This window comes from Methylobacter sp., assembly GCF_030680395.1.
Taxonomy (GTDB): Bacteria; Pseudomonadota; Gammaproteobacteria; order Methylococcales; family Methylomonadaceae; genus Methylobacter_A.
The window spans coordinates 1-21,410 of record NZ_JAUXVR010000026.1; the positions used below are offsets into that span (position 1 = coordinate 1).

Annotated in this window: 15 protein-coding genes; 9 read left to right on the forward strand and 6 right to left on the reverse strand. The window is 49.6% G+C overall.

Annotated elements, in window-relative coordinates:
• From Q8L79_RS10620 to Q8L79_RS10645, 6 genes are all read left to right on the forward strand, one after another.
• A partial coding sequence (locus Q8L79_RS10620) for a thioester reductase domain-containing protein (protein WP_305270816.1) occupies nt 1–2,095 on the forward strand: 2,095 nt, incomplete at its 5' end.
• Nucleotides 2,096–2,242: 147 nt separating this feature from the next.
• Complete coding sequence (locus Q8L79_RS10625) at nt 2,243–4,771, forward strand: TonB-dependent receptor (protein WP_305270818.1); 2,529 nt, start codon at nt 2,243–2,245, stop codon at nt 4,769–4,771.
• A gap of 161 nt (nt 4,772–4,932) precedes the next feature.
• Entirely contained in the window at nt 4,933–6,141 is a 1,209-nt protein-coding gene (locus Q8L79_RS10630) for a PepSY domain-containing protein (RefSeq protein ID WP_305270820.1), read from the forward strand.
• Between the two features lie 145 nt (nt 6,142–6,286).
• Nucleotides 6,287–7,525, forward strand: a complete 1,239-nt coding sequence (locus tag Q8L79_RS10635) for a sulfotransferase (protein ID WP_305270822.1) — start codon at nt 6,287–6,289, stop codon at nt 7,523–7,525.
• 145 nt (nt 7,526–7,670) lie between these two features.
• Complete coding sequence (locus Q8L79_RS10640; RefSeq protein ID WP_305270824.1) at nt 7,671–8,504, forward strand: cupin-like domain-containing protein; 834 nt, start codon at nt 7,671–7,673, stop codon at nt 8,502–8,504.
• Between the two features lie 164 nt (nt 8,505–8,668).
• Entirely contained in the window at nt 8,669–9,361 is a 693-nt protein-coding gene (locus Q8L79_RS10645) for a 4'-phosphopantetheinyl transferase superfamily protein (RefSeq protein WP_305270826.1), read from the forward strand.
• Nucleotides 9,362–9,404: 43 nt separating this feature from the next.
• Here Q8L79_RS10645 and Q8L79_RS10650 read toward each other — a convergent pair whose 3' ends face one another.
• Both Q8L79_RS10650 and Q8L79_RS10655 read right to left on the reverse strand, forming a co-directional pair.
• Nucleotides 9,405–9,626: an MbtH family NRPS accessory protein gene (locus Q8L79_RS10650; RefSeq protein WP_305270828.1), complete on the reverse strand. Its 222-nt coding sequence runs from the start codon at nt 9,624–9,626 to the stop codon at nt 9,405–9,407.
• Between the two features lie 108 nt (nt 9,627–9,734).
• Nucleotides 9,735–10,247 (reverse strand): RNA polymerase sigma factor, encoded by a 513-nt coding sequence (locus tag Q8L79_RS10655; RefSeq protein ID WP_305270830.1) that lies wholly within the window; start codon nt 10,245–10,247, stop codon nt 9,735–9,737.
• Nucleotides 10,248–11,057: 810 nt separating this feature from the next.
• Between Q8L79_RS10655 and Q8L79_RS10660 the strand changes: the two genes are divergently transcribed.
• The 3 genes from Q8L79_RS10660 (at nt 11,058) to Q8L79_RS10670 (ending at nt 16,707) form a co-directional block, all read left to right on the forward strand.
• Nucleotides 11,058–12,686 (forward strand): cyclic peptide export ABC transporter, encoded by a 1,629-nt coding sequence (locus Q8L79_RS10660; protein WP_305270832.1) that lies wholly within the window; start codon nt 11,058–11,060, stop codon nt 12,684–12,686.
• A 355-nt stretch (nt 12,687–13,041) separates the two neighbouring features.
• On the forward strand, nt 13,042–15,435 hold the full coding sequence (locus Q8L79_RS10665; protein ID WP_305270834.1) for a penicillin acylase family protein: 2,394 nt from the start codon (nt 13,042–13,044) through the stop codon (nt 15,433–15,435).
• Nucleotides 15,436–15,732: 297 nt separating this feature from the next.
• Nucleotides 15,733–16,707: a FecR family protein gene (locus Q8L79_RS10670; RefSeq protein ID WP_305270836.1), complete on the forward strand. Its 975-nt coding sequence runs from the start codon at nt 15,733–15,735 to the stop codon at nt 16,705–16,707.
• A gap of 175 nt (nt 16,708–16,882) precedes the next feature.
• On the opposite strand, the gene Q8L79_RS10675 is transcribed toward Q8L79_RS10670, so the two are convergent.
• The 4 genes from Q8L79_RS10675 to Q8L79_RS10690 all read right to left on the reverse strand — a co-directional run bounded on the left by Q8L79_RS10675 (nt 16,883) and on the right by Q8L79_RS10690 (nt 20,985).
• On the reverse strand, nt 16,883–17,539 hold the full coding sequence (locus tag Q8L79_RS10675; protein WP_305270838.1) for a PepSY-associated TM helix domain-containing protein: 657 nt from the start codon (nt 17,537–17,539) through the stop codon (nt 16,883–16,885).
• A gap of 21 nt (nt 17,540–17,560) precedes the next feature.
• Nucleotides 17,561–18,232 carry a Fe2+-dependent dioxygenase gene (locus tag Q8L79_RS10680; RefSeq protein WP_305270840.1) on the reverse strand — a complete coding sequence of 224 codons (672 nt, stop codon included), beginning with the start codon at nt 18,230–18,232 and terminating at the stop codon, nt 17,561–17,563.
• Between the two features lie 201 nt (nt 18,233–18,433).
• Nucleotides 18,434–20,575 carry a TonB-dependent siderophore receptor gene (locus Q8L79_RS10685; RefSeq protein WP_305270842.1) on the reverse strand — a complete coding sequence of 714 codons (2,142 nt, stop codon included), beginning with the start codon at nt 20,573–20,575 and terminating at the stop codon, nt 18,434–18,436.
• Between the two features lie 140 nt (nt 20,576–20,715).
• Nucleotides 20,716–20,985, reverse strand: a complete 270-nt coding sequence (locus Q8L79_RS10690; RefSeq protein WP_305270844.1) for a hypothetical protein — start codon at nt 20,983–20,985, stop codon at nt 20,716–20,718.
• Nucleotides 20,986–21,410: the final 425 nt, after the last annotated feature.

Genomic DNA, 21,410 nt, shown 5'->3' on the forward strand with positions numbered 1-21,410 from the left:
GGTATGGAGCAGCGTTTACCCGGCAAGCCGGGACGACCTGGACAGGCCGCTATCGATAGGTCGGCCGATCAGCAACGTCCGGCTTTACATCCTGGATCGCAGCGGCAACCCGGCGCCTGTCGGCGTGCAGGGCGAACTCCATATCGGCGGCGCAGGCGTGGCGCGCGGCTATTGGCAGCGCCCCGAACTGACCGCGGACAGGTTCATCCCCGATCCGTTTAAGCAAAACGGCGGCAGACTGTATAAAACCGGCGATCTGGCGCAATACCGCCCGGACGGCAACATCGAGTTTTTAGGCCGCATCGACCATCAGGTGAAAATTCGCGGCTTCAGGATTGAGCTGGAGGAAATCGAAGCGCGGCTGATGGCGTACCCGGGTGTGGATGAGGCAGTCGTTTTGGCGCGGGAAGATCAGCCTGGAAGCAAGCGTCTGGTTGCCTATATCGTCGGTCCCGGTGACGCGTTTTTAGAGGAAACGTTACGCGAAAATCTTAAAACCCTATTGCCGGACATCATGTTGCCAAGCGCGTATGTTTTACTCAGTCAAATGCCGTTGACGGCAAACGGTAAAATAGACCGCAAGGCATTGCCCGAACCGGATATGACTGAAACTGCAAAAAACCGCTACGTGGCGCCTTCAACGGATACGGAAATGGCGTTGGCGGCTATTTGGAGCGAGATACTCGGCATTGAGCGTGTCGGTAGGCATGACGATTTTTTCGAATTAGGCGGGCATTCATTGTTGGCGACTCAGTTGCCGTTTGCCGTGCAAAAAAGATTCGGCATCCATTTGCCGCTGAAGAATTTTTTCGAGATGCCGACCATTGTCGGGCAAGCGCGGTTAATCGATAGCGGCGAAAGCAGTGAGACATGGGTTGATCTTGAAGCCGAAGCCGCACTCGATCCTGCAATTATTCCCTTACCGTCTGCATCTATAAACGTAAACGTAGCCGCACGGAGTGTGTTTTTGACCGGTGCAACCGGTTTTCTGGGCGCGTTTTTACTGGCCGAATTGCTGGAGCAAACTCAGGCCGAGATATATTGTTTGATCAGGGCTGCCGATGAGCAAGCAGCGCTGACCCGGCTGCAACGTCAAGTCGGCTGTTATGAGCTGCAGGACGGTATTGACTGGAGCCGGGTTATTGCAGTCTGCGGCGATTTGTCTGAACCCCGGCTTGGGCTTTCTTCATTGCGTTACGATGAAATTGCGGGGCAGGTTGAAGTCATTTATCACAACGGGGCGCTGGTCAATTTTGTCCAGCCTTACAAGGCGTTAAAAGCCGCCAATGTCTTGGGAACCGAAGAAGTGTTGCGTCTTGCCTGCTTAGGCAAAGCTAAAGCCATTCATTATGTGTCAACCTTGTCGGTATTTAGCGAAGCGTCTGCCATCAATCTGCAGGGTTATAAGGAAAATGACGAGCCGAACCCCAGCGTAAATTTGGCCAATGGTTATGCGCAGAGCAAATGGGTGGCTGAAAAACTGGTTACTTTGGCCAGGGATAGAGGCTTGCAGGCGACTATTTATCGGCCGGCTACCGTTGCCGGCGATAGCCGTAGCGGGATATGGAATACCGAAGACTTCCTGTGCAGATTGATCAAAAGTTGTATACAGATGGGCTATGCGCCTGCTGAACGCATCCCTATGGATATGGCATCCGTCGATTACATGAGCCGTGCCATTGTTTCGCTATCGTTGCAGCCGGATTCTATCGGCGCTTGTTTTCATTTAAATCATCCCACCCCGGCTTATTCCGATGAATTGATCGATTGGTTTAGCCGCTCAGGTTATCGCCTGCATCGTATTCCTTATCGAGACTGGGTGGAAAAGGTAGTGGAGATCGGTCAGAGAAACCACAAAGACTTTGCCTTGTTGCCTTTACTGCCGATGTTTTCGGATCAAAGCCGGGATGATGCGTCGGAATTGTTGGAAGAAGACTCTATTCGCTACGATTGCAGCGAAACGCAAGGCGTCTTATCGAAGTTAGGCATTGAGTGCGCTTTGCTGGACGGTGAGTTATTGACGCGCTATCAGGCCTATTTTAGGCGGAGCGGTTTTGTCCGCGAGCCGGCGTATTACCAAGAAAAATTATTTTAAACAAAATGATTTTTCAGGTGGGGTGGATTTTAAGTTTGCTCGTCTACTTGTTGTAAACATTGATGTACTGACAGCAAATTCTGCTCGTGTTGGGTCCGGTTTTTAAGCGCTTACCGCGAGTACGAAACTACTAAGGAAAACTCCAAAATGGTTAATAATAAAAAGAAGAACTTTTATCCAGACGAAATTGACAAGAATTCAGGAAAAAAGCTCAGGGCATGTTTGATAAAAGGGGTCTTTGTTTTAACGTTTTGCCATGCAGTACCGGCGTTATCGGTTACCGATAACGCCCAAAAAATTCAATTCGACATGCCTTCCAGTGATTTGGCATCCGCATTGAATAACTTCGCAGAAAAAACGGGTATGGAATTAAGTTATCCGGCCTCTATGGTAGCGGGTGCAAAATCAAAGCCGCTTAAAGGTAGTTATGGGGTTCAACAAGGCCTGAATGAGTTGTTGCGAGGCACCGGGCTGGCTTATCGCTTGACCGGGGACAATAGCGTAACGTTGGAGAAGATGGCTGTTGCGGAGCCGCAATCGGATACGATCACGTTGAAAGCGATGACGGTGACCGAAAAAACCGAATACGATGCTGACAAACTTTATGCGTCGCCCAATTCCAGTTCCGCCACCAAAACCGACACCCCGATTATGGAGACGCCGATGTCCATTCAGGTGGTGCCCAGGGCGGTGATGCAGGATCAACAAACTACGCGGGTAAAAGACGCGGTTGAGAATGTCAGCGGCGTGCGCTCCAATACCACGTTGGGTTATGGGACGGGCTTTATTATTCGGGGCTTTCGGAATAGCAGGGTTTTTCGAAACGGTCTTGTTGCCAACGGTATTTCTACGGGAACAGCGACTGAACTCGACACCGCCAACCTGCAAAGCGTCGAAGTGCTTAAGGGGCCTGCGGCCATGCTATTCGGCCGGATAGAACCCGGCGGCCTTATCAATGTGAATACCAAACGGGCTGAAAGGTCACCGCGTTACGCAGTGGAACAACGTTTCGGTTCCTATGACTTTTACCGCACCGAATGGGATGCAACCGGCTCGCTTACAGACGATCAGTCGCTAAGTTATCGTTTTTCAGGTAGCTATCAAAACAATAATTCGTTCAGGGATTTCAATTTTAATGATCGAGTCTCCGCTTACTCGTCCCTGACCTGGAACCCCAGCGATGCAACCGAAATGTCTTTGGATGTCGAAGGCTTGGATCAGGATTTTCAAGTTGATCGGGGCTTGTTTGCAATAGGCGATCGACCCGCCGCCGTTCCTGTCGAGCGTTCATATATTGACCCCAACGACCCGGTGGACACATTATCGAATGTAAATTTGGGGTTCAATTTAACGCATGCCTTTAACAAGGATTGGACGTTACACAATCGTTTTTTAACGACCCATAACGATAGCTCTGATATTTCCGTCAAACCGGCAAATGCTTTTACCGTGCAGCAATTCCTGGATCCAAGTCGAGGTAACCGTACTTATCTGCGTAATATATTTGCCCAAACAGTGAAAGCACAAACGTACACTACTAATGTGGATTTGACTGGAAATACCAATTTCCTGGGTACCCAGCATAAAACCTTAGTCGGCTTCGATTATTTAAGATCGACCGGGACTTACCTGACTCGAGGCAATTTCGTGAATCCGGTCAATGGCTTGGGCATTGATATTTACGAGCCGGTATATGGTATTAATTCTTCGTTTTATGACACCGCTTTAGCAACGCCATATCCTGCCGGGCGTAATCATTCGTATATGAGGGATGAATGGTATGGCGTGTACTTTCAGGATGATATAACACTTTGGGATTCTGTTCATTTGGTCGGAGGCGGTCGCTATGATTGGGCTAAAACCGGCCGCGGGGTGGGCGATTCGTATAGTGCGGCCGAAGCTGTGCTGCCTTCGCGAAATGACGAAGGATTCAGCCCAAGGGTCGGAGTCTTATATCAACCTGTATCATGGATGAGCGTTTATGGTAACTGGACTACGTCTTTTGGGGCAAATAACGGGGTTACGGCTTCCGGGGCGACAATCGATCCTGAGATTGGGGAACAGTTCGAAGCCGGGTTTAAATCTGAATTATTTGAGCAGCGTTTGACGACTACGCTGGCTTACTATCATTTAGCCAAAGAAAATATAATGACTCGCGACCTGAATAGTCCGGATCCTTCTGCCCGAACGGCAATCGGCGAAGCGCGTAGCCAAGGCATCGAATTGGATATGATAGGTCAAATGACTGATGGTTTCAGCTTGATCGGAAACTATGCGTATACCGATGCGCGTATTACAAAAGACAACTCCGGGCTTCAGGATCATAAAATGAATAACGTGCCCGAGCATTCAGGCAGTCTGTGGTTAAAGTACGAGATTCAAAATTATGAACCGTTAAAAGGTTGGAGCGCCGGACTCGGGATGTTTGCCTCCGGACAAAGACAGGGCGACGACGCCAATACCTTTGCTTTACCCGGTTACGCCCGATTAGATGCGTTTGCCGCGTATCGTTACGATTTCAAGGGTACGCGTCTTACAACGCAATTTAATATCCGCAACCTGTTGGACAAAACCTATTACGAGTCGACCGATCCTTTTCAAAATGCACCGCCACGCGTCGGAATTTATCCGGGGGCGCCTTTGACTGCTATGGGTTCAATACGGCTGGAGTTTTAGCAGGCTATTCAGGCTTCGCCGGGTTCCATGCTCTGCTCATGTCTTTATGCATAACTCCTGTAGATCAGGTTAGGCGTCAGCCATAATCTGACACGACGGCTTCGCATTGTCGGGTTACGCTCATCAAGCTAACCCGACCTACATTTTGATTGAAATTTCGTATGATCAAAGAACCCGATTTAAACAATTATAAGTATTTATTTTCCCGAAAAAACCTCCGCAAGTTCTGGCTAAGCCTGCATTTAACCATCGCGCTAACGGTCGGCTTTGAGTTCGTCATTCTGGGGCTGACCGGTTCGTGTATCGTTTTTTATAACGAACTGGAAGAATGGGGTTTGCCCGCCGTGCCTGTCACAAGCCAATCCAGGATGCGCAGTCTGGACGACATTCTTCATACCGTTAAAGCCGCGCATCCGCAAAGAACCGGCGGCTGGAATATGATTTTGCCGGGTTACCAGAGCGATTATGTCTGGGTGAGCTATCCAAAACCTGAAGAAACCAAAGACGAGTTGTTTGCTCCGCTGCAAATACTGATTGATCCTTATAGTGGGGAGATCGTTTCAGAAAACTTCTGGGGGCGGACATTGATTAGCTTGATTTACGAAGTGCATGCCGCTTTTGTGACCGGAAAAATAAGTGCGGAGATGGGTAAAACAGGTTTTAAGGTGGTGTGTTTTTTCGGGATTTTCCTGTTTTTCTCCAGCCTGTCCGGGCTTTATCTGTGGTGGCCGCGCGGCGGAAAGTTCAAACAGGCCTTAACGATCAAACCCCATTCGAGTCCGCAACGGTTTTATTTTGACCTGCACAAAACCATCGGCTTTTATAGTTCGGCGTTATTGCTGGTCATTGCTTTTACCGGCTTTGCCTTTGGCTATAAGGACACTATCACTCCGTTGGTAAGCTATTTTTCTGCTGTCAAAGCGGATCATTTAAAAGCGCCGATGCTTAAATCGAGCGTCCTGGATTTAAGCCCGCCTATTTCCATCGCACAAGCGGCCGTTATCGCCGATCAGGTTTTCCCCGGCGCGGAACTGCGCGGAATAGATACGCCGAATGGCAAAGAGGGTGTTTACATGGTTGCCAAACGACAAGCGGGTGAAGCCAATCGCCAGCGTCCGCGCAGTAAAGTCTGGATAGATCAATACAGCGGCAAGGTGCTGGCTGTTCAGGATCCGGGCAAGTTTACCGCAGGCGAGACATTTTTAAACCTGCTTTGGTGCTTGCACGACGGCGAATTTCTAGGCCTTCCTAGTCGTATCCTGTGGTGCGTCACCGGTTTTGCACCGCTGGCTTTATACATCACCGGCATTTTGCGCTGGCTGCAAAAACGTGACGCCAGAAACAGGCGCTTGGTTTGTGCAAATCAATAATGTTCTCCATGCACAAAGTCAGTTGAGAGCAGGGCTTTAAATAGACGTCACTAATTGAGCTAAAAACATTAGTCATTTTTCGTTAAATCAAATTCAAAATGGGTAAAGCTATTGTGAATTCAAGTTGTACAAAAGGACATTAATCATGGAAAACATCAACAATTCTCATCAGGAACCGGTTGAACAACCGATTTTTATCTTATCTTGTGTCCGTTCGGGTTCGACAATGCTGCGGTGCATTGTCGATACACATCCTAATCTATGCAGTCCGGGGCATTTGAACTTGGGGCCGTTATGCGCCAATTTATATGCGACGACTTATTATTCGTTGGGAAAATTGCCGGGTATGGAAACGGAGGAACAAAGGGAGCAATTGGCCATTAAAGAAACCCGGCGTGTAGTAACGGATATATTGGGCCGCTATACACAAGGGAAAGGCAAAAAAAAATGGTGCGAAAAATCGACCGTCAATATCGATTATTTGGAGATATTGGCAAAAATTTTTCCGCAGGCCAAATATATCTGTTTATATCGCAATTGCCTGGATGTTGCGTATTCGTGCATTAAATTTAATCCATTGGGGTATATGCATGAATTGTCCGCTTATGTACAGAAGTGTCCGACTAATTTTGTTGCCGCGATGATTGCTAACTGGCAGGAAAAGACCGGTAAGCTGATAGCATTCGAACAGGCTCATGCCAACCAGTGCATCAGGATTAACTATGAGTCTTTGGTTTTACAGCCGGAGCATGTCTTGGCAAAATTGTTTGATTTTCTCGATGAGCCTTGGGATGCGCGTTTGATTGATTCGATATTTCAAGTGCCTCACGATCAGGGCGAGGGCGATCTGAAAGTCTGGTTTTCCGGCAAAATCAGCAAGGATTCTATAGGCAACGGGACAGCGATTCCGTTAACGGCAATTTCTGATGAGCTGATGGCCGAGGTTGACACGCTTCACCAGCAGTTAGGGTATCCGACGATAGACGCTTTATATGCCGAACAACGAGGTAATGACGAACCGGCGCTTTACGATCTGGACGTGAATGATTTTTTTCAAAATCGTTTTTTGCAAAATACTGCTGCACAAATGGACAAATTCAGCCAATTACGCGGTGTTTGTAAATTCGTGGTAACCGGGTTGAAAGGAGGCGTGTGGACAATTGAGAGTAATGGTGACGGCTTAACTTTAAAAGACAATGGCGGCTCCTGCGATTGTACAATCGCTACAACCTACAGCGTTTTTTGCGAGCTGATCGAAGGCAGGAAAACGGCAGGCGATGCTTATGAACAGGGCGAAATAACGGGCGACGGCAATATATTTATGGCATTGGAGTTCGGCGGGTTGCTGTTTGGCAACGCAACCCGGTCACTGCCATTAAGTTAATGGCAGTGACTTACGCTTAATTTATGGGTTTTTATAGTAGCCACAATGTCTTGGCTGGGTCTGTGGTATATGTGTCACCAGTTTGCTGAAAACCAGACTTAGTCTGACGCGATGTTGGTAAGGCTGAATAACGGGAGATTACACAATGAATTCGAATGAAAAATTGCCATTGCAAGTGGATAGGTTGCATGCGCCATCGGTTGAAGAATTTAATAAGTTATATGCGGAACCCGGTAAGCCGGTATTGATAACCGGGGTTGTTTCCGAGTGGAATGCCTGCTCGCTTTGGAATACGCAATATTTCAATGCGCTTGCCGGTGAGCGCTCAGTTCCTGTCAAACGTATGCGTAACGGCGCCTATCTCGGAGCGAGCACCGAATCGATGAAGTTGGCGGATTATTTGGCTGTCGTCAACAAGGAGCCGGTTGGCAGTGAGCGGGTTTATTTAAGCGAGCGGTCTGTTAAGGACATTTTGCCGGAAATCGCCGGCGACTATACGGTTCCGGCTTACGTTAATTCAACAAAATTCGCCGCAGTGGGTTACATCGGTAGTCATGTGCATTCGCAAATTCACTTCCACCCTTTCGGAAAGGCGTTGCTGTGTCAAGTTACGGGACGCAAGCGGGTAAAGCTTTTCGCCCCCGATCAAACCCCGTATCTTTACCAGAAGCTGCATTTTAGCAAGATTGAAGGCGAGCCCGTTGATTTAGAGGAATATCCTTTGTATGGGAAGGCTCAGTATTACGAGTGCGAAGTTAACGCTGGGGAAATGCTGTTTTTTCCAATTTACTGGTGGCATGGCGTTGAGACAGAAGAGTTCAGTTCTGCGGTCGTTTTTTTCTGGGATGATTCTCGTAAGTTGAGATGGTTACCGCCGGAAGGAGTTCCCTGGCGCTATGTGCCGTTGTTTGAAATCATGTCATGGTTATTTAAGGGAAAACGTATGTTGAATCGGGTTTTGAAGTCGGTTCGCGGATAGGCGCGGTAGTTTATAGTGAAACGGGAGCGATGACTCTATCCTCCGGTCAGTATTGCTGTTTTTTGCATTCTCAAGTGAACTGAAACGGCATCTTCGACCCCTCATCATATCGGCCTTAAACAAGGCGTAAAGCAAAAATCAAACTAAAGGGCTGATGATTCTGTATGACTATCGATGTATGGCTTGAACAATTAGCCGTTACAGACGAAGAGCATCGATATTATTGGTCGTTGCTGGACAAGAACGAGCAAGACAAGGCCTCGCGTTTCGTGCAAGCAATGCACGGCAGGCGTTATGTGGTAAGTCACGGCAAGCTCAGGCTGATCCTGTCCGGGTATCTGGGCATGCCTCCTGAAAAGATCGGTTATGCGGAGCAGGCGTTTGGCAAGCCGGTTATTGTTATCAATGGCCTGGAGCATCAGGTTAAATTCAATTTGGCGCATTCCGTCGATAAAATGCTGGTGGCAGTGGGGGCGAATGAGCAGATAGGTGTCGATATTGAAGTTTGGAACAGTAAAATTGACTGTGCTGCAATCGCCAATCTCTGTTTTGCCGAAGTCGAACGCCGTTTTTGGAACGGATTGCCAAAAAACAGCAAAGACGAGTTTTTCTATCGGCTCTGGACAAGGAAGGAAAGCTTTGTAAAAGCCGTCGGTGTAGGTCTTGGACTAGATGTTTCCAAGGTTGTTTCTTCGGCGGTTGGTGCGACGAGGTTTTTGTCTGTGCCGGAGGGGTATGGTTCGGCTGGAGATTGGGTGCTGGTCGATTTGGATTTTGACCGTGGCATCAGCGCTGCGCTGACGGTTCCTGCGAAATGTTATAACAGAATCGAGCTTAGACGGCTCGAACCAAGGTAAAGATAAAGACGGGATGTAAATCCCGTCTCTCGCCATCCATTGACTATTGTGACGCCGTTTGTTGCATGTGTATCTGCAGGCTTAACGGACGCATATCCGTCCAGACTTTTTTGATGTAATCCAGGCACGCCTGCTTGTTGCCGATTTTATCGACCGTCCGCCAGCCGCCTGGTATTTCTTTGTATTCAGGCCAAATTGAGTATTGTTCTTCGTGATTGACCACAACCCGATAAAGGGTGGTGTCTTCTTCGTCGTTCCAAGCCATTATTATGCTCCGTTAATGTAATTGCTTTAAACGCACCCCGCGATTTGTTGGGATGGGCCGGTTACTTTGATGTTTACGTGTAGTAGACGATAGAAGCGTTAAAACACCTCAGCTGTCATGCTGATCCAGTAACTGGGTTTTGAATTGGATGCGGCAGTGCAGCAGGGCTTTGGCCATGTGTTTTTCAACGGCGCTATCGGATATGCCGAGTTCCATGGCTGTTTCGGTATAGGTCATGCCGTAAACTCTATTCAGGATAAATATCTCCTGAGTGCGCAAAGGCAATTCATCTAATATCCGCTTGATGGCGGTCAACCTTTCGTCAATGGATACGAGTTTTTCGGCAGAGGGGAATTCGCTTGGCGGGAGTAGGGACTGGTCTTTCGTCTGTTGGTAGTTTTCCGTTACTTTTCGATGCTTGATGTGATCGTACGCAAGGTTTTTGGCGACTCTGAACAGAAAACCGCGCGGATGATCGATCGTTTGTTTTTGTGCTTCTCGGAAAAAAATAATGAAGCTTTCTTGTGCAATGTCGGCGGCTATATCCGGGCAGTTGACAATCCGGGTCAAATGAAACTGCAATTCGGACTGGTGATTTAAGTAAATGGCTTCTATGTTCAAGTTCAAATCCCTCTTCGTTGTTGTTAAGACTGTTTACCTTGTTGTTACGCTTTCGGCATCGGAATAAGGTGGGCGGGTCTAACAGCGTTAGAGACTTGCGTTGGCAAACAGCTAAAGCGCCATATATTGGGTTGCATAAGCATAGGTGATTCCATGGTCTCTGCTTTGTTAGTTAGCGGTTATCGGTACACAGGTAAGTAGCTGGTATCAAACCGGGTAAGTCGGTGAATATTGCCGTCAAGGCATGTTTTTTGTTTGTTGGCATGCCTGCGCGCGATGCTCTCAAAGTCAGCCTGTTGTCCTGAATGCATTGCGCCGGCTATAGTGAACAAAGCAATGAATGTGCCATTTTTATGTCTGACTAATTTCAATGGGTTAGAAGTTTATTTGAGGACGGGCTTTAAAAAGCGAGGCAGATGATGCAGTGATAATGCGGCATATAACATAGTTTAATTAAAGGCGACGCCGGCGTTGAATGGCATGGGGCGCTTTACTGCGTTCAGCACATCCTGCGCAGTTGCACGGGTGGTTCATGAGTATTTTTTAGCGAAAGGATGAGGTTAAACAAGGCTTAAGGCGTCCTATTACCAGTACTCGGTCAGTCTTGTTATGTCGCGTAAAAATTGTTTAGCTCAGCGTAAACCTGCTCATCTTATTCGACAAGCTCATGACGAACGGATTTACTTTGTCCGGTCAAAATAGAATTGACTGAATACTAAACCTGTTGTGGCTTTGATGCCGGATATGCGGCATAGAATTTGTTCTAACGCATTGAGTTATGTGTACGCAAGCTTAAAGGAAAAATAGTTTATGTTAGTTTTTTTATGCCGCTCTTCCCGGCTAACGGTTGTTGGCGTAATGCTTGCCGGTATTATCAGCGGTTTAAGCAGTGCAGCCTTGGTGGCGCTGATTAATTCGACGTTGTCGAATGCTTTGGATGCCAGGCTTTTGCCATGGCTGTTTGGCGGATTGTCTATTGCGGTATTGACCAGCGGTTTTCTATCCCATTATCTGCTCAAACGGCTCAGCGCTAAAATTATTTGCGATCTTCGTATCCACATCAGCCGCTTGATTCTAGCCGCGCCTTATCCTTATCTGCAAAAGCTCGGCAAGTCGGCGTTATTGGCTAATTTGACTGAGGACATCGCGGCGATTGCCAATGCCAGTCAATTATTGCCGGTAGTCTGCATTAATTTTGTGGTTGTGGCGGGCAGTATGGCCTATCTGAGCTGGCTGTCCTGGCAGTTGGCGCTGGTTTTGGGTGGAGTGATTGCATTCGGCGTATTGAGTTCCAGTCTGTTCAGAGAATGGCCGAAAGAAGCCGTGTTCAAGGCGCGGGAGGAATACGATGTACTCAGCAGCGATTTTCGGGCTTTGACGGAAGGTATTCGCGAGCTGAAATTGCACCGGCAGCGTAGCGACGCATTTATGGCGCAGTCGTTGGCGGTCAGCGCCGAGACCTATAGCCGTTACTCTTTTCGGGGCGCAGTGGCTTATTTATGGGTTAATCAGTGGGCGCAGCTATTGTATTATTTAGCTATTGGCGTGATCCTCTATGTTTTTCCGGCTTGGCAAGCGATCGACCGGGAAGTGATCGGCGGCTATGCGCTGGTGTTTTTGTTTATGATGACCCCGTTGACCCTACTCACCACCAGTTTGCCGATTTTCAGCGGTGCCAAGGTGTCGCTGCAAAAAGTCGGACAGCTCGGCGACCAGCTCAAAAGACAAACGGTACCGGTCGATGTGCCTGATAAAAAAACCGAGGTTTGCGCAATGTTTTCAGGACTGTCGCTACAAGGTGTGACGCACAGTTTTCACCGGGAAAAGGAAAATCGCAATTTTATCTTGGGGCCTGTCGACCTGGACTTTAAGCCAGGGGAACTGGTATTTTTAATTGGCGGTAATGGTAGCGGCAAGACCACGCTGGCAATGCTGCTGATCGGGCTTTACATGCCGGAGCAAGGGCTAATTCGCTGGAACGGCAAGGTCGTTGATGACTGTAACCGGGATGATTACCTGCAAAACTTCTCGGTGATTTTTTCGGATTTTTATTTGTTTGACGAGCTGTATGGGGTCGATAACCAGAACGCACTCGTCGACGATTATTTGCAGCGCCTGCACTTACACCATAAAGTGCGGGTTGAGAACGGCCGGTTTTCTTCGGTGAACTTGTCTCAAGGCCAGCGCAAACGTTTGGCGCTATTGGTCGCTTATCTTGAAGATCGGCCTTTTTATGTTTTCGACGAGTGGGCTGCAGACCAGGACCCCGAGTTCAAGCATTTATTCTATACGGAATTACTGCCGGCCTTGAAAGCCCGAGGCAAAACAGTTTTGATTATCAGCCATGACGATCGCTATTTCTATTTGGCGGATCGCTGTATCAAGCTGGAAGAAGGTCGGATTATAGCCACGGAAAAGCCCGTAGCAGTCAGCAACTAGGAAAGGATGTATTCACCACGAAGACACGAAGGACACGAAGTTTTCACTCTGTTTTTCTTCGTGTCGCATGGCTGGACGGGGCATGTTGCCCTGTCCGAAGTGTTTTTGAGGTGATTATAACGTAGCTAGTTAGGTTGAAACGTTAGGGACGGGGTTGCAAACCCCGTCCCGCTCAGTAGCATAACCACGAACGACTTGTATGGATGTAAGAGGTAGAGCAACGTATGGAGCAGTTGCCAAGACACGAAGGGCACGAAGTTTTACTTTGTTTTTCTTCGTGTCCTTCGTGTCCTTCGTGTCTTCGTGGTGATAATCTTTTAAGTTTTTTAATCGCATTTCATAGTATTGGATGGCAATGGCGAATATTCGAAAATCTGTTTTGTATACCTGTCTGGGGCTGGCAAGTCTGGCGGCGATCGCTGTCGGCGGCGGTTTCTGGGTTTTGCATAAGTCCCTGCCGCAACTTGACGGCACGGTGAAGCTGGAACGGCTTACCGCGGAGGTTCGCGTACATACCGATGCGCACGGCATTCCGGTCATTGACGCCGCTAACCGTGCCGATGCGGTTCGGGCGCTGGGCTATGTCACCGCCCGAGACCGCCTGTTTCAGATGGAACTGATGCGGCGCAAAAATGCCGGGCGCTTGGCGGAAATCTTTGGCGACATCGCGCTGGACAGCGACATCAAGGCCCGAACCTACGGTTTTCATCGGGAGGCAAAAGCGATCCTGGCGAAACTGCCGCAGGATCATCTGCATTATCTGCAAAGCTATGCCGACGGCGTCAACAGCTATATGGCCGAATCCGGCAAACTGCCTTTCGAGTTTACGCTATTGAGCTATCAGCCGGAGCCTTGGACAGCCGAGGACAGCCTGCTGGTGGTATTAGGCATGTGTGAAACCTTGACTGCCGGTGAGGAGCGCAGCGAACGCATGCTGAGCGTGATGGAAAAAACCTTGCCGGATGCCGCCGTGCGTTTTCTGACGCCGGATACCGATCCTTACACCGAATCATTACTGAAACAGGCTGAATCGTTGCGTCCGGCGCAGGCGATTCCGGTCGAGGCTTTGGCAACCGCATTGGCTCATCAGCCGATGGATAAAACCTTGTTGGCGCAGACGGTGCAGCAGTCCGATTTCATGGTCGGTTCCAATGCCTGGGCGGTCAGCGGCAAGAAGACCTGGGACGGTCGGGCCATTCTGGCTAACGATATGCATTTGGGCCTATCGGTGCCCAATATCTGGTACCGCGTCGAGTTGAACTACGGCGACACGCATGCCGCAGGCGTAATTTTACCGGGCACACCCTTGATAATCGTCGGCAGCAATCGGCATATTGCCTGGGGGGCCACCAACCTGACCGGCGATTTCCTGGATCTGGTACAGCTTGAGATTAATCCCGCCAATCCCGATCAATACCGGGTAGGCGAACAATGGCAAGGCTTTGACGAATACCCGGAAACCATCCTCGTCAAGGGCGGGGAGGCCAAACAGGTCATGGTCAAGCAGACGCGTTGGGGGCCGGTTGCCAACCAGCCGTTGCTGGATAAATCGGTGGCAATTCATTGGGCGGCGCTGGATGCCGATGCCATCAACTTGAATATGTTTGACTTGGAGCAAGGCGAAATCCTGGAGCAAGCGGTAAAAGTCGTCAACAGCAGCGGCGGCCCGCAGTTGAATGTGTTGCTGGCCGACGACAAAGGCCGCATTGCCTGGACATTGATGGGCAAAATCCCCAAGCGCTTCGGCAATGACGGTTTGGTCAGTCGCTCATGGGCGGACGGCAATGTGGGCTGGAACGGTTATATCGAACCCGAACATTTGCCGCGCGTCATCGATCCGCCCGAGGGCATCCTGGTGTCGGCCAACGACCGCCGTCTGGGCAAAAATTACCCGTATGTCATCGGCCACCAGTTCGGCAACGGCTACCGCGCCTACAGGATTACCCGGCAACTTGCGCAAATGCCCAAGATCGGCGAATGGGCCATGTTCGATTTGCAACTGGATACCGAAAGCGAGTTTTATGGCTTCTATCAGCAGTTGGCCCTGACCAGTCTGACCGCCGAAGCCATTGCCGGGCAAGCGGATTTGGCCGGGGTACGAGACTATTTGCTGGCCTGGAACGGGCGGGCTGATGTCGACAGCCTGGGTTTTGCGTTGCTGGTCGAGTTTCGCAAGCAATTGATCGAATCGGTATTTACGCCGTTTTTATCGGCCAGCCGGCAAGCCGATAAAAACTTCAGTTATGCGTGGACGTATATCGATACGCCGTTGCAAGCCCTGCTGAACGAAAAGCCCTTGCATGCACTGCCCGATACGGCGCATTACCGGAACTGGGACGACTTTATTTTGGGGCAATTGAAACACAGTCTTCAGCGAGTGCAAGCCCGGCAGCCGGAGGTGGCGCTAATGGCGTTGAACTGGGGCAGGCTGAACAAGGTCAAGCAAACGCATCCGTTTTCAAAGGCGATGCCGATACTGAGCGCTTTGCTGGATATGCCGGAGGAGGCATTGCCGGGTTGTGCTTTTTGCGTTCGCGCGGCGGGGCCGGGTTTTGGAGCCAGCCAGCGGCTGGTGGTTGCGCCGGGCCATTTTGAAGACGCCATTCTGCATATGCCCGGCGGCCAATCAGGTCAGCCCTTGTCGCCTTATTACCGGGACCAGCAGGACTATTGGCTCAAAGGCTTGGCGATGGCATTGACAGCAGGAAAGTCCGAACACATGCTGTTGTTACAACCGCATGACGATTAAAAACATCATAAGCAATAGGTTTAGGTCGTTTCAATCCGCATCTGAGGGGTAAAATACCACCCGCAGACAAGCGGTCGGTGGAGCCAAGGAGGGTTGTATTGCCTACACAGCGCTGTCAAGTTTTACTAATCTCCCTAACGGAGAGGTTTTTGGCCACAAGGGAATATTGATGAATACTATGCAACGCAACTCTTTAGCGCTTTCATCTGAGGGCTATGGGTGCAATTGTGTCGCCGGTTGGGTGGCTGGTTTATCCGGCTGCGGAGAGCTTTCTATGCATAAACCGAGTAGTTATCTATGAAACAGGAAAACGAAAACAACAGTTTGGAATCCGGGCTTGATAACGACCTTGACGAGCAAGCAGTGACCTGGTTTATACGGTTGCGGGCCGATAATGTTTCCAGCGAGGAAAAAACGTCATTTCTCCGATGGCTGAATCAGGACGATACGCATCGCGACGCCTTTAATGAAGTCAGCAAGCTATGGGGCGATGCCGATCTGTTGCAAGCGCTTGGCGAAACCGCCCGGAAACGTCGCATAACACCGCATAAAAAAACCACAGCCAGTTTCAAATTGCCGCTGGCGATGGCCGCCTGTCTGGCTTTGGGCTTGCTGTTTAACAACGAGCTGTGGATCTTGCTGCAAGGCGATTATTCGACCCAGGTGGGCGAACGTAAAACCGTCTATTTCGATGACGGTTCTACCGCGATGCTCAATACCGACACCGCTATCGCGGTCAGTATGGATGGCCCGCAACGCAGGATCGAACTATTGAAAGGCGAGGTTTACTTTGAGGTCAAACCCGACCCCAATCGGCCGTTCATTGTTCAGGCCGATCATTCGACGACTCGTGTGCTGGGAACCCGGTTTTTCGTGCATGAAAGGAGCCATAGCGACGAAGTCAAAGTCGTGTCCGGCCGGGTGGAAGTAACCGATCGGCGCACCTTGAAGCAGCCGTTGATTCTGCATGATCGCGAGGCTGTATCGGTCGATGCCGCAGGACTGGGTGAGACCCTGCTGCTGGATTCGGCGCTGGCAACCTCCTGGGTGAACGGTTTTCTGGCGTTTGAGAATGCCCCCCTGGAAAGCGTCATCAACCAGATTCTTCGCTACAGAGCCGGTTTGGTGGTTTACAGGGACAATAATTTGCGTGAACTCAAAATCAATGGACGCATCAATTTGCGTGAGTCGGACGACATGCTGAAAGTTTTGGAAAAAAACCTGTCGGTAAAGATGACTTATCTGACCGACTGGCTGGTGATTGTCGGCTAAGGCGACTATGCTCCTTACACTGCTCGGCGATGTGTCCATGAAAGACACAAAAGATACTCCCGGAATCGAGTATTTGCCGGTTCTTCCGGGTGCAAAACTTCCTCATAGCCGCTGCTGCATTGCTCAAAACAAGCGTTCAGCGATAATAGCGACTCCCGACTCAAAGCACAGATAATTATAGCGAAGTCAGTACCTCAAACACCGCCAGTCCAAGCGAGGTCAGCGCCAGCCCGGCCATAGCCAAGCGCGAACCGTGTAGCTTGGTCCATAGTAAAAGGCCGGTCAGGGAAAGAAACACCAAACCGCCTGCCAGCGTATCGACCAACAGTATCCATGCCGTTCCCATGCCAACACCTCTGTGCAATCGGGTGATGAATGCGAATCCATTGGCATCCTGACGTTTTACCGAAACAAAAGTATTACCTACCCAGTATTCGGCATTAAGAGACTGTTGCGGAGTGTGAAAATCCACCCGCCACTGGCTGGGCTGCTGGATGTTTTGATCGGCCCAGATGACGGTTTTTTCCGGTTCAGTGGTAACTTTGCCGGGTTCCCGGTCGATGCTTAGCTGTACTTGCAGCCATTTTGCCAAGGCTTTGGCATCGGCCGGAAGCGGTGTGGGTAAGGCCAGTTCGATTTGCGACTGTTCCATGTGCGCTGCCGGAATTTTCATCACCGCGCGGTGGTTGAGTAAAATCCCGCTAACGCCGAATAACAAACCCAACGCCGCTCCCCACAGTCCGACCCAGGCATGGAGTCGACGCAGCCATTTGAGCCATTGAATGCGTTTGGATTTCCGGATCAATATCTCCGGATTCTGTATATTCGTCATTATGATGATCTCCGTTCGTTGTTAGATGTCTGCCCACATACGCAGCAGATTGTGATAAGTGGCGACCAGCGGGACAATCTCCGGGCTTTCCGGGGCGCGGGCGCGCAGGCTCTGGATACCGGCATCCAGCTGAAATAACAGGCAGCGCTGGGCGACATCGCGAATCATGCTCTGCACCCAAAACACGGCGACATCGCGATGGCCGCCGGTGATGGGTTCCACTCGATGCAAGCTGCTGGATGGATAAAGCACCAGACTTCCGGCTGGCAGTTTAATTTGCTGCACGCCGTAAGTGTCTTCAATAATCAGTTCACCGCCTTCATATTCTTCCGGTTCGGACAGAAACAGGGTTCCGGATACATCGGTGCGAAAAGTTGTTACGCCGACGCGGATCGCATTATCGACATGGATGCCGAAATCCATGCCGGGAACATAGCGGTTAAACAGGGGAGGGCAGACCACTTTCGGCAATGCGGCGGAAACGAACAGCGGATTACAATGCAAGGCATCATGCACGAGGGCGGTCAGCACTTGTGTTTCCGCTGCATTGGCGGGCAATTGCATGTTGTTTTTTACCTTCGCGGCCAGTTGGCCTGCGGTGACCCAGCCATCGACGAATTGCGCCTTGGCAAACAGTTCGCGCGCACTGGCGAGTTCTTCACCGGTTAAAACATTTTCAATGGCAAGTAGCATGGTTAGCCTCTTTCTATGATGTGATTGCAGTTGGGCATTAAAGATTTATAGTGATTTCTTTTAAAAAACGTTTCTGGAGATAGGTATTTTCACTCGCTACAAAGACACGAAGGGCACGAAGTTATATTTTTTCGTGTCCTTCGTGTCTTTGTGATGAATAATAGAATCTAACCGCAGGATAGATTACTGAGTGGGCGAGGCCTAATATTTCACCCGTAATGTAAGCTGCCCGGAAAGCGGCGTTCCCGGCAGGGCCGTATTGGTTTGTCCGGATTCGTAATAGACCTTGTCCAGCAGGTTGAAAGCATTGGCCTGTATATCGAAGTACTTATGGTGATAAGACACCGTCGCATCAAGACGGGCATAGCCGGGCAAAGTCACTTCATTAACCGCATCCGTGAAACGTGAGCTGGACATAAAGACCCCGCCGCCGACTTCCCATTCCGGAGTGATCTTGTAACTGGTCCAGACCACGCCGCTGTTCTCCGGCACATTCACGGCGTTCTTGCCTTCGAGCGATTTGGATAGGCCGCTGACCGAGCCTGTTGCGCTGTTATTCGATTTAACCACTTCGGCATCGAGATAAGCGTAAGTTGCCGAAAGACTCCAGTCAGGCAATAGATCTCCAGCCAGACCTAATTCGAAACCGTCGGTGCGCTGTTCGCCAGCCAGAATGTTTCGGGTCGGATCGGTAGGGTCGGCGGTCCGCGCGTTGGTTTTTTCCAGGCGGAACAGTGCACCGGTCGCGCTGAGCCGTCCGTCAAAAAGATCAATTTTGGCCCCGACTTCCAGGTTTTGGTTTTGCTCAGGTTTAAGGTTGGCGGTATTGCTGGCGAGCGAAAAAGTCTCGGCCGAAGGATTGAATGAAGTGCCGTAACTGAAATAGTACGCCTGCCAATTTTTCGGTTGCCAAACTAGCCCGGCGCGCGGGTTCCATTGGTGATCGGTGCGCTCGAAATCATTGGCATTACTAAGGTTGTCGTCCTGTTTCGCCTGAAAGACATCGTAACGTCCACCGGCAAGCAGCTTCCACTCGGGCGTAATTTCAAACTGATCGAGCACGTAACCGGCGACGGTATTGGTTTTGGTGTTTCTGTCGGTTGCCAGCACGCCTGAAAAATCGTTGGCCCGTCCTAAACCGACGGTTGACGTTCCTATCGGGTTATAGACCGAAACCCGGCTGACGCCGGTCGAATTTTTGCCCCGGAAGCTATAATCTTCCCAACCGACTTCCGCGCCAAAAAGAAAGGTGTTGTTAAAACCGAACAGCGGTTTTTTGAAGGTAAAATCGGTCTGATTGTAATAATTCTCTTGCGGACTTTCGCGCAGTGCCTGGGTTCGGGCTATGGTCGCTGTCGGCCCAGTATTGGAGGGTGATCCGGAAAATAACAAAGAGCGGTAGGTACGGTCGTAATTGCCGTATCGGGCAGTATTCCGCACCGAAAAATGCGAGTTAAAACGGTGGTTGAATATCGCGGTGACTACCGAAGTATCATAAGTTTGCAGCAGGTCATCCTTGAAACCGTAGAATTGATTGACAGGGACATTGGCAGGCCTTCCACCGACCATCGGCACGCCGTAATCGAAGACGCTGTCTTCTTCCTGGTGCAGCAGCATCAGGGTTAGATCGGTGTCCTTGGTGAAGTCGACTTTAATCGACGGCGCTACCCCCCAGCGGTTGGTGTAATTGTAATCGCGGAAAGAATCGGCATCCTGATAGAGGGCGTTGAGCCTCACGGCCACGTTATCGGTCAGTTTTTTTCCCGCATCCAGCGTGGTGCGTTTGAAATCGTAGTTACCGTAAGTAAAATCGGCATTGGCGAATGACTTTCCCATGACCGGTTTTTTGGCAATCGGATTGATGACGCCACCTGTCGATCCCCGCCCGAACAGTACCGAAGACGCGCCTTTGAGCACTTCGACGCGATCCAGGAAAAAAGTGTCGCGAGAGTATTGACCGTTTTCTTTTGCACCGTCGAGATAGGTATCGGAGTTCGCTGAAAACCCGCGCAAGGTGATCGAATCGCCGGTACGCCCGCCTTCGCCGGCGGCGATGGTCAGTCCACTGACATTCTTCAATGCATCGCGCAGGTTGAAGGCGTTCTGGGATTTGACCAACTCTTCCTTCACTACGCTGACGGATTGGGGAATATCGCGGATAGCTGTTTCAAACTTAAGTCCGGTGCTGGATGTATCAGCTTTGTAGGCAGGTTCTTTTTCAGCGGCGGCTTTTACCTTAACTTCCGGTAGTACTGACTTTGCAATCTCTGCGCCCTCGGTATGCGATGCGTTCAGTAATGCAGCAATAGCCAGCATTAACGGTCGGTTCTTGTGATTCTTCATAAATATCTCGCTTGTTGTGTGTAGCTTGTAGTTGGCTGGCTGGTCACACAAGAGGCGATGGCTGGCTGTTTGTTTTATTTGGTCAGAATTAATTTATACTTTGACGCGTCAATCGCAATCGGTATTCTTCTCCGGCCTCTCTATAAGTTGAATTCATAAGGCTGAATAAAATCATTAAGCTGATGTTGCATTTTTTGGGAATGCCTTGGGTTGTTTATATGGCAAATAAGCCATGACTTTGAGTATTTGGCGTACTTTTCCTGCTTGGTTTTGGTAACATTTAAATTGGCAAGCAAGCGGTAATATCGAGAAATGAGCAGAGCAATACAGGGATTTTGCAGAGATTCATATTGAGTTTTCAAATACTCAATAGCCATTAATAACGTCTCTTGCTGATCTTTTTCAGACATAATAATTCTCCTGATCCGGTTTTATTCTTTTTTGTTAATTTCACAGTGGATAGGAATAATTTCCAAACCGTTTTTTTCGAATCTATATCCAGACATTTAAAATCCACGGCATGAATACATTCGCTTTCAATGAGTGATGCTAAGGTATTTACTGAGATTGCTATATGTACCAAGTTATTTTCCATAGTGAAAGCAAGGCAAGTTACTTTGAATCAAATGATAATGATTATCATTTATCAAGTCAACACTTGTTAATCTTTGATGTTATGCATAGCGCCGAAAAGCTTGTTATTTTAGGTTTGAAAAAAACCTGAGCCATAAATGGACTGGACAACCTTGTCTTTATGGCAATTCGAGCTGTGTTCAAGCTGGAGTGCTAAAAGATAAAAGGCAGGGCAAAGCGGCTGATTAAAGTAACCCCGATG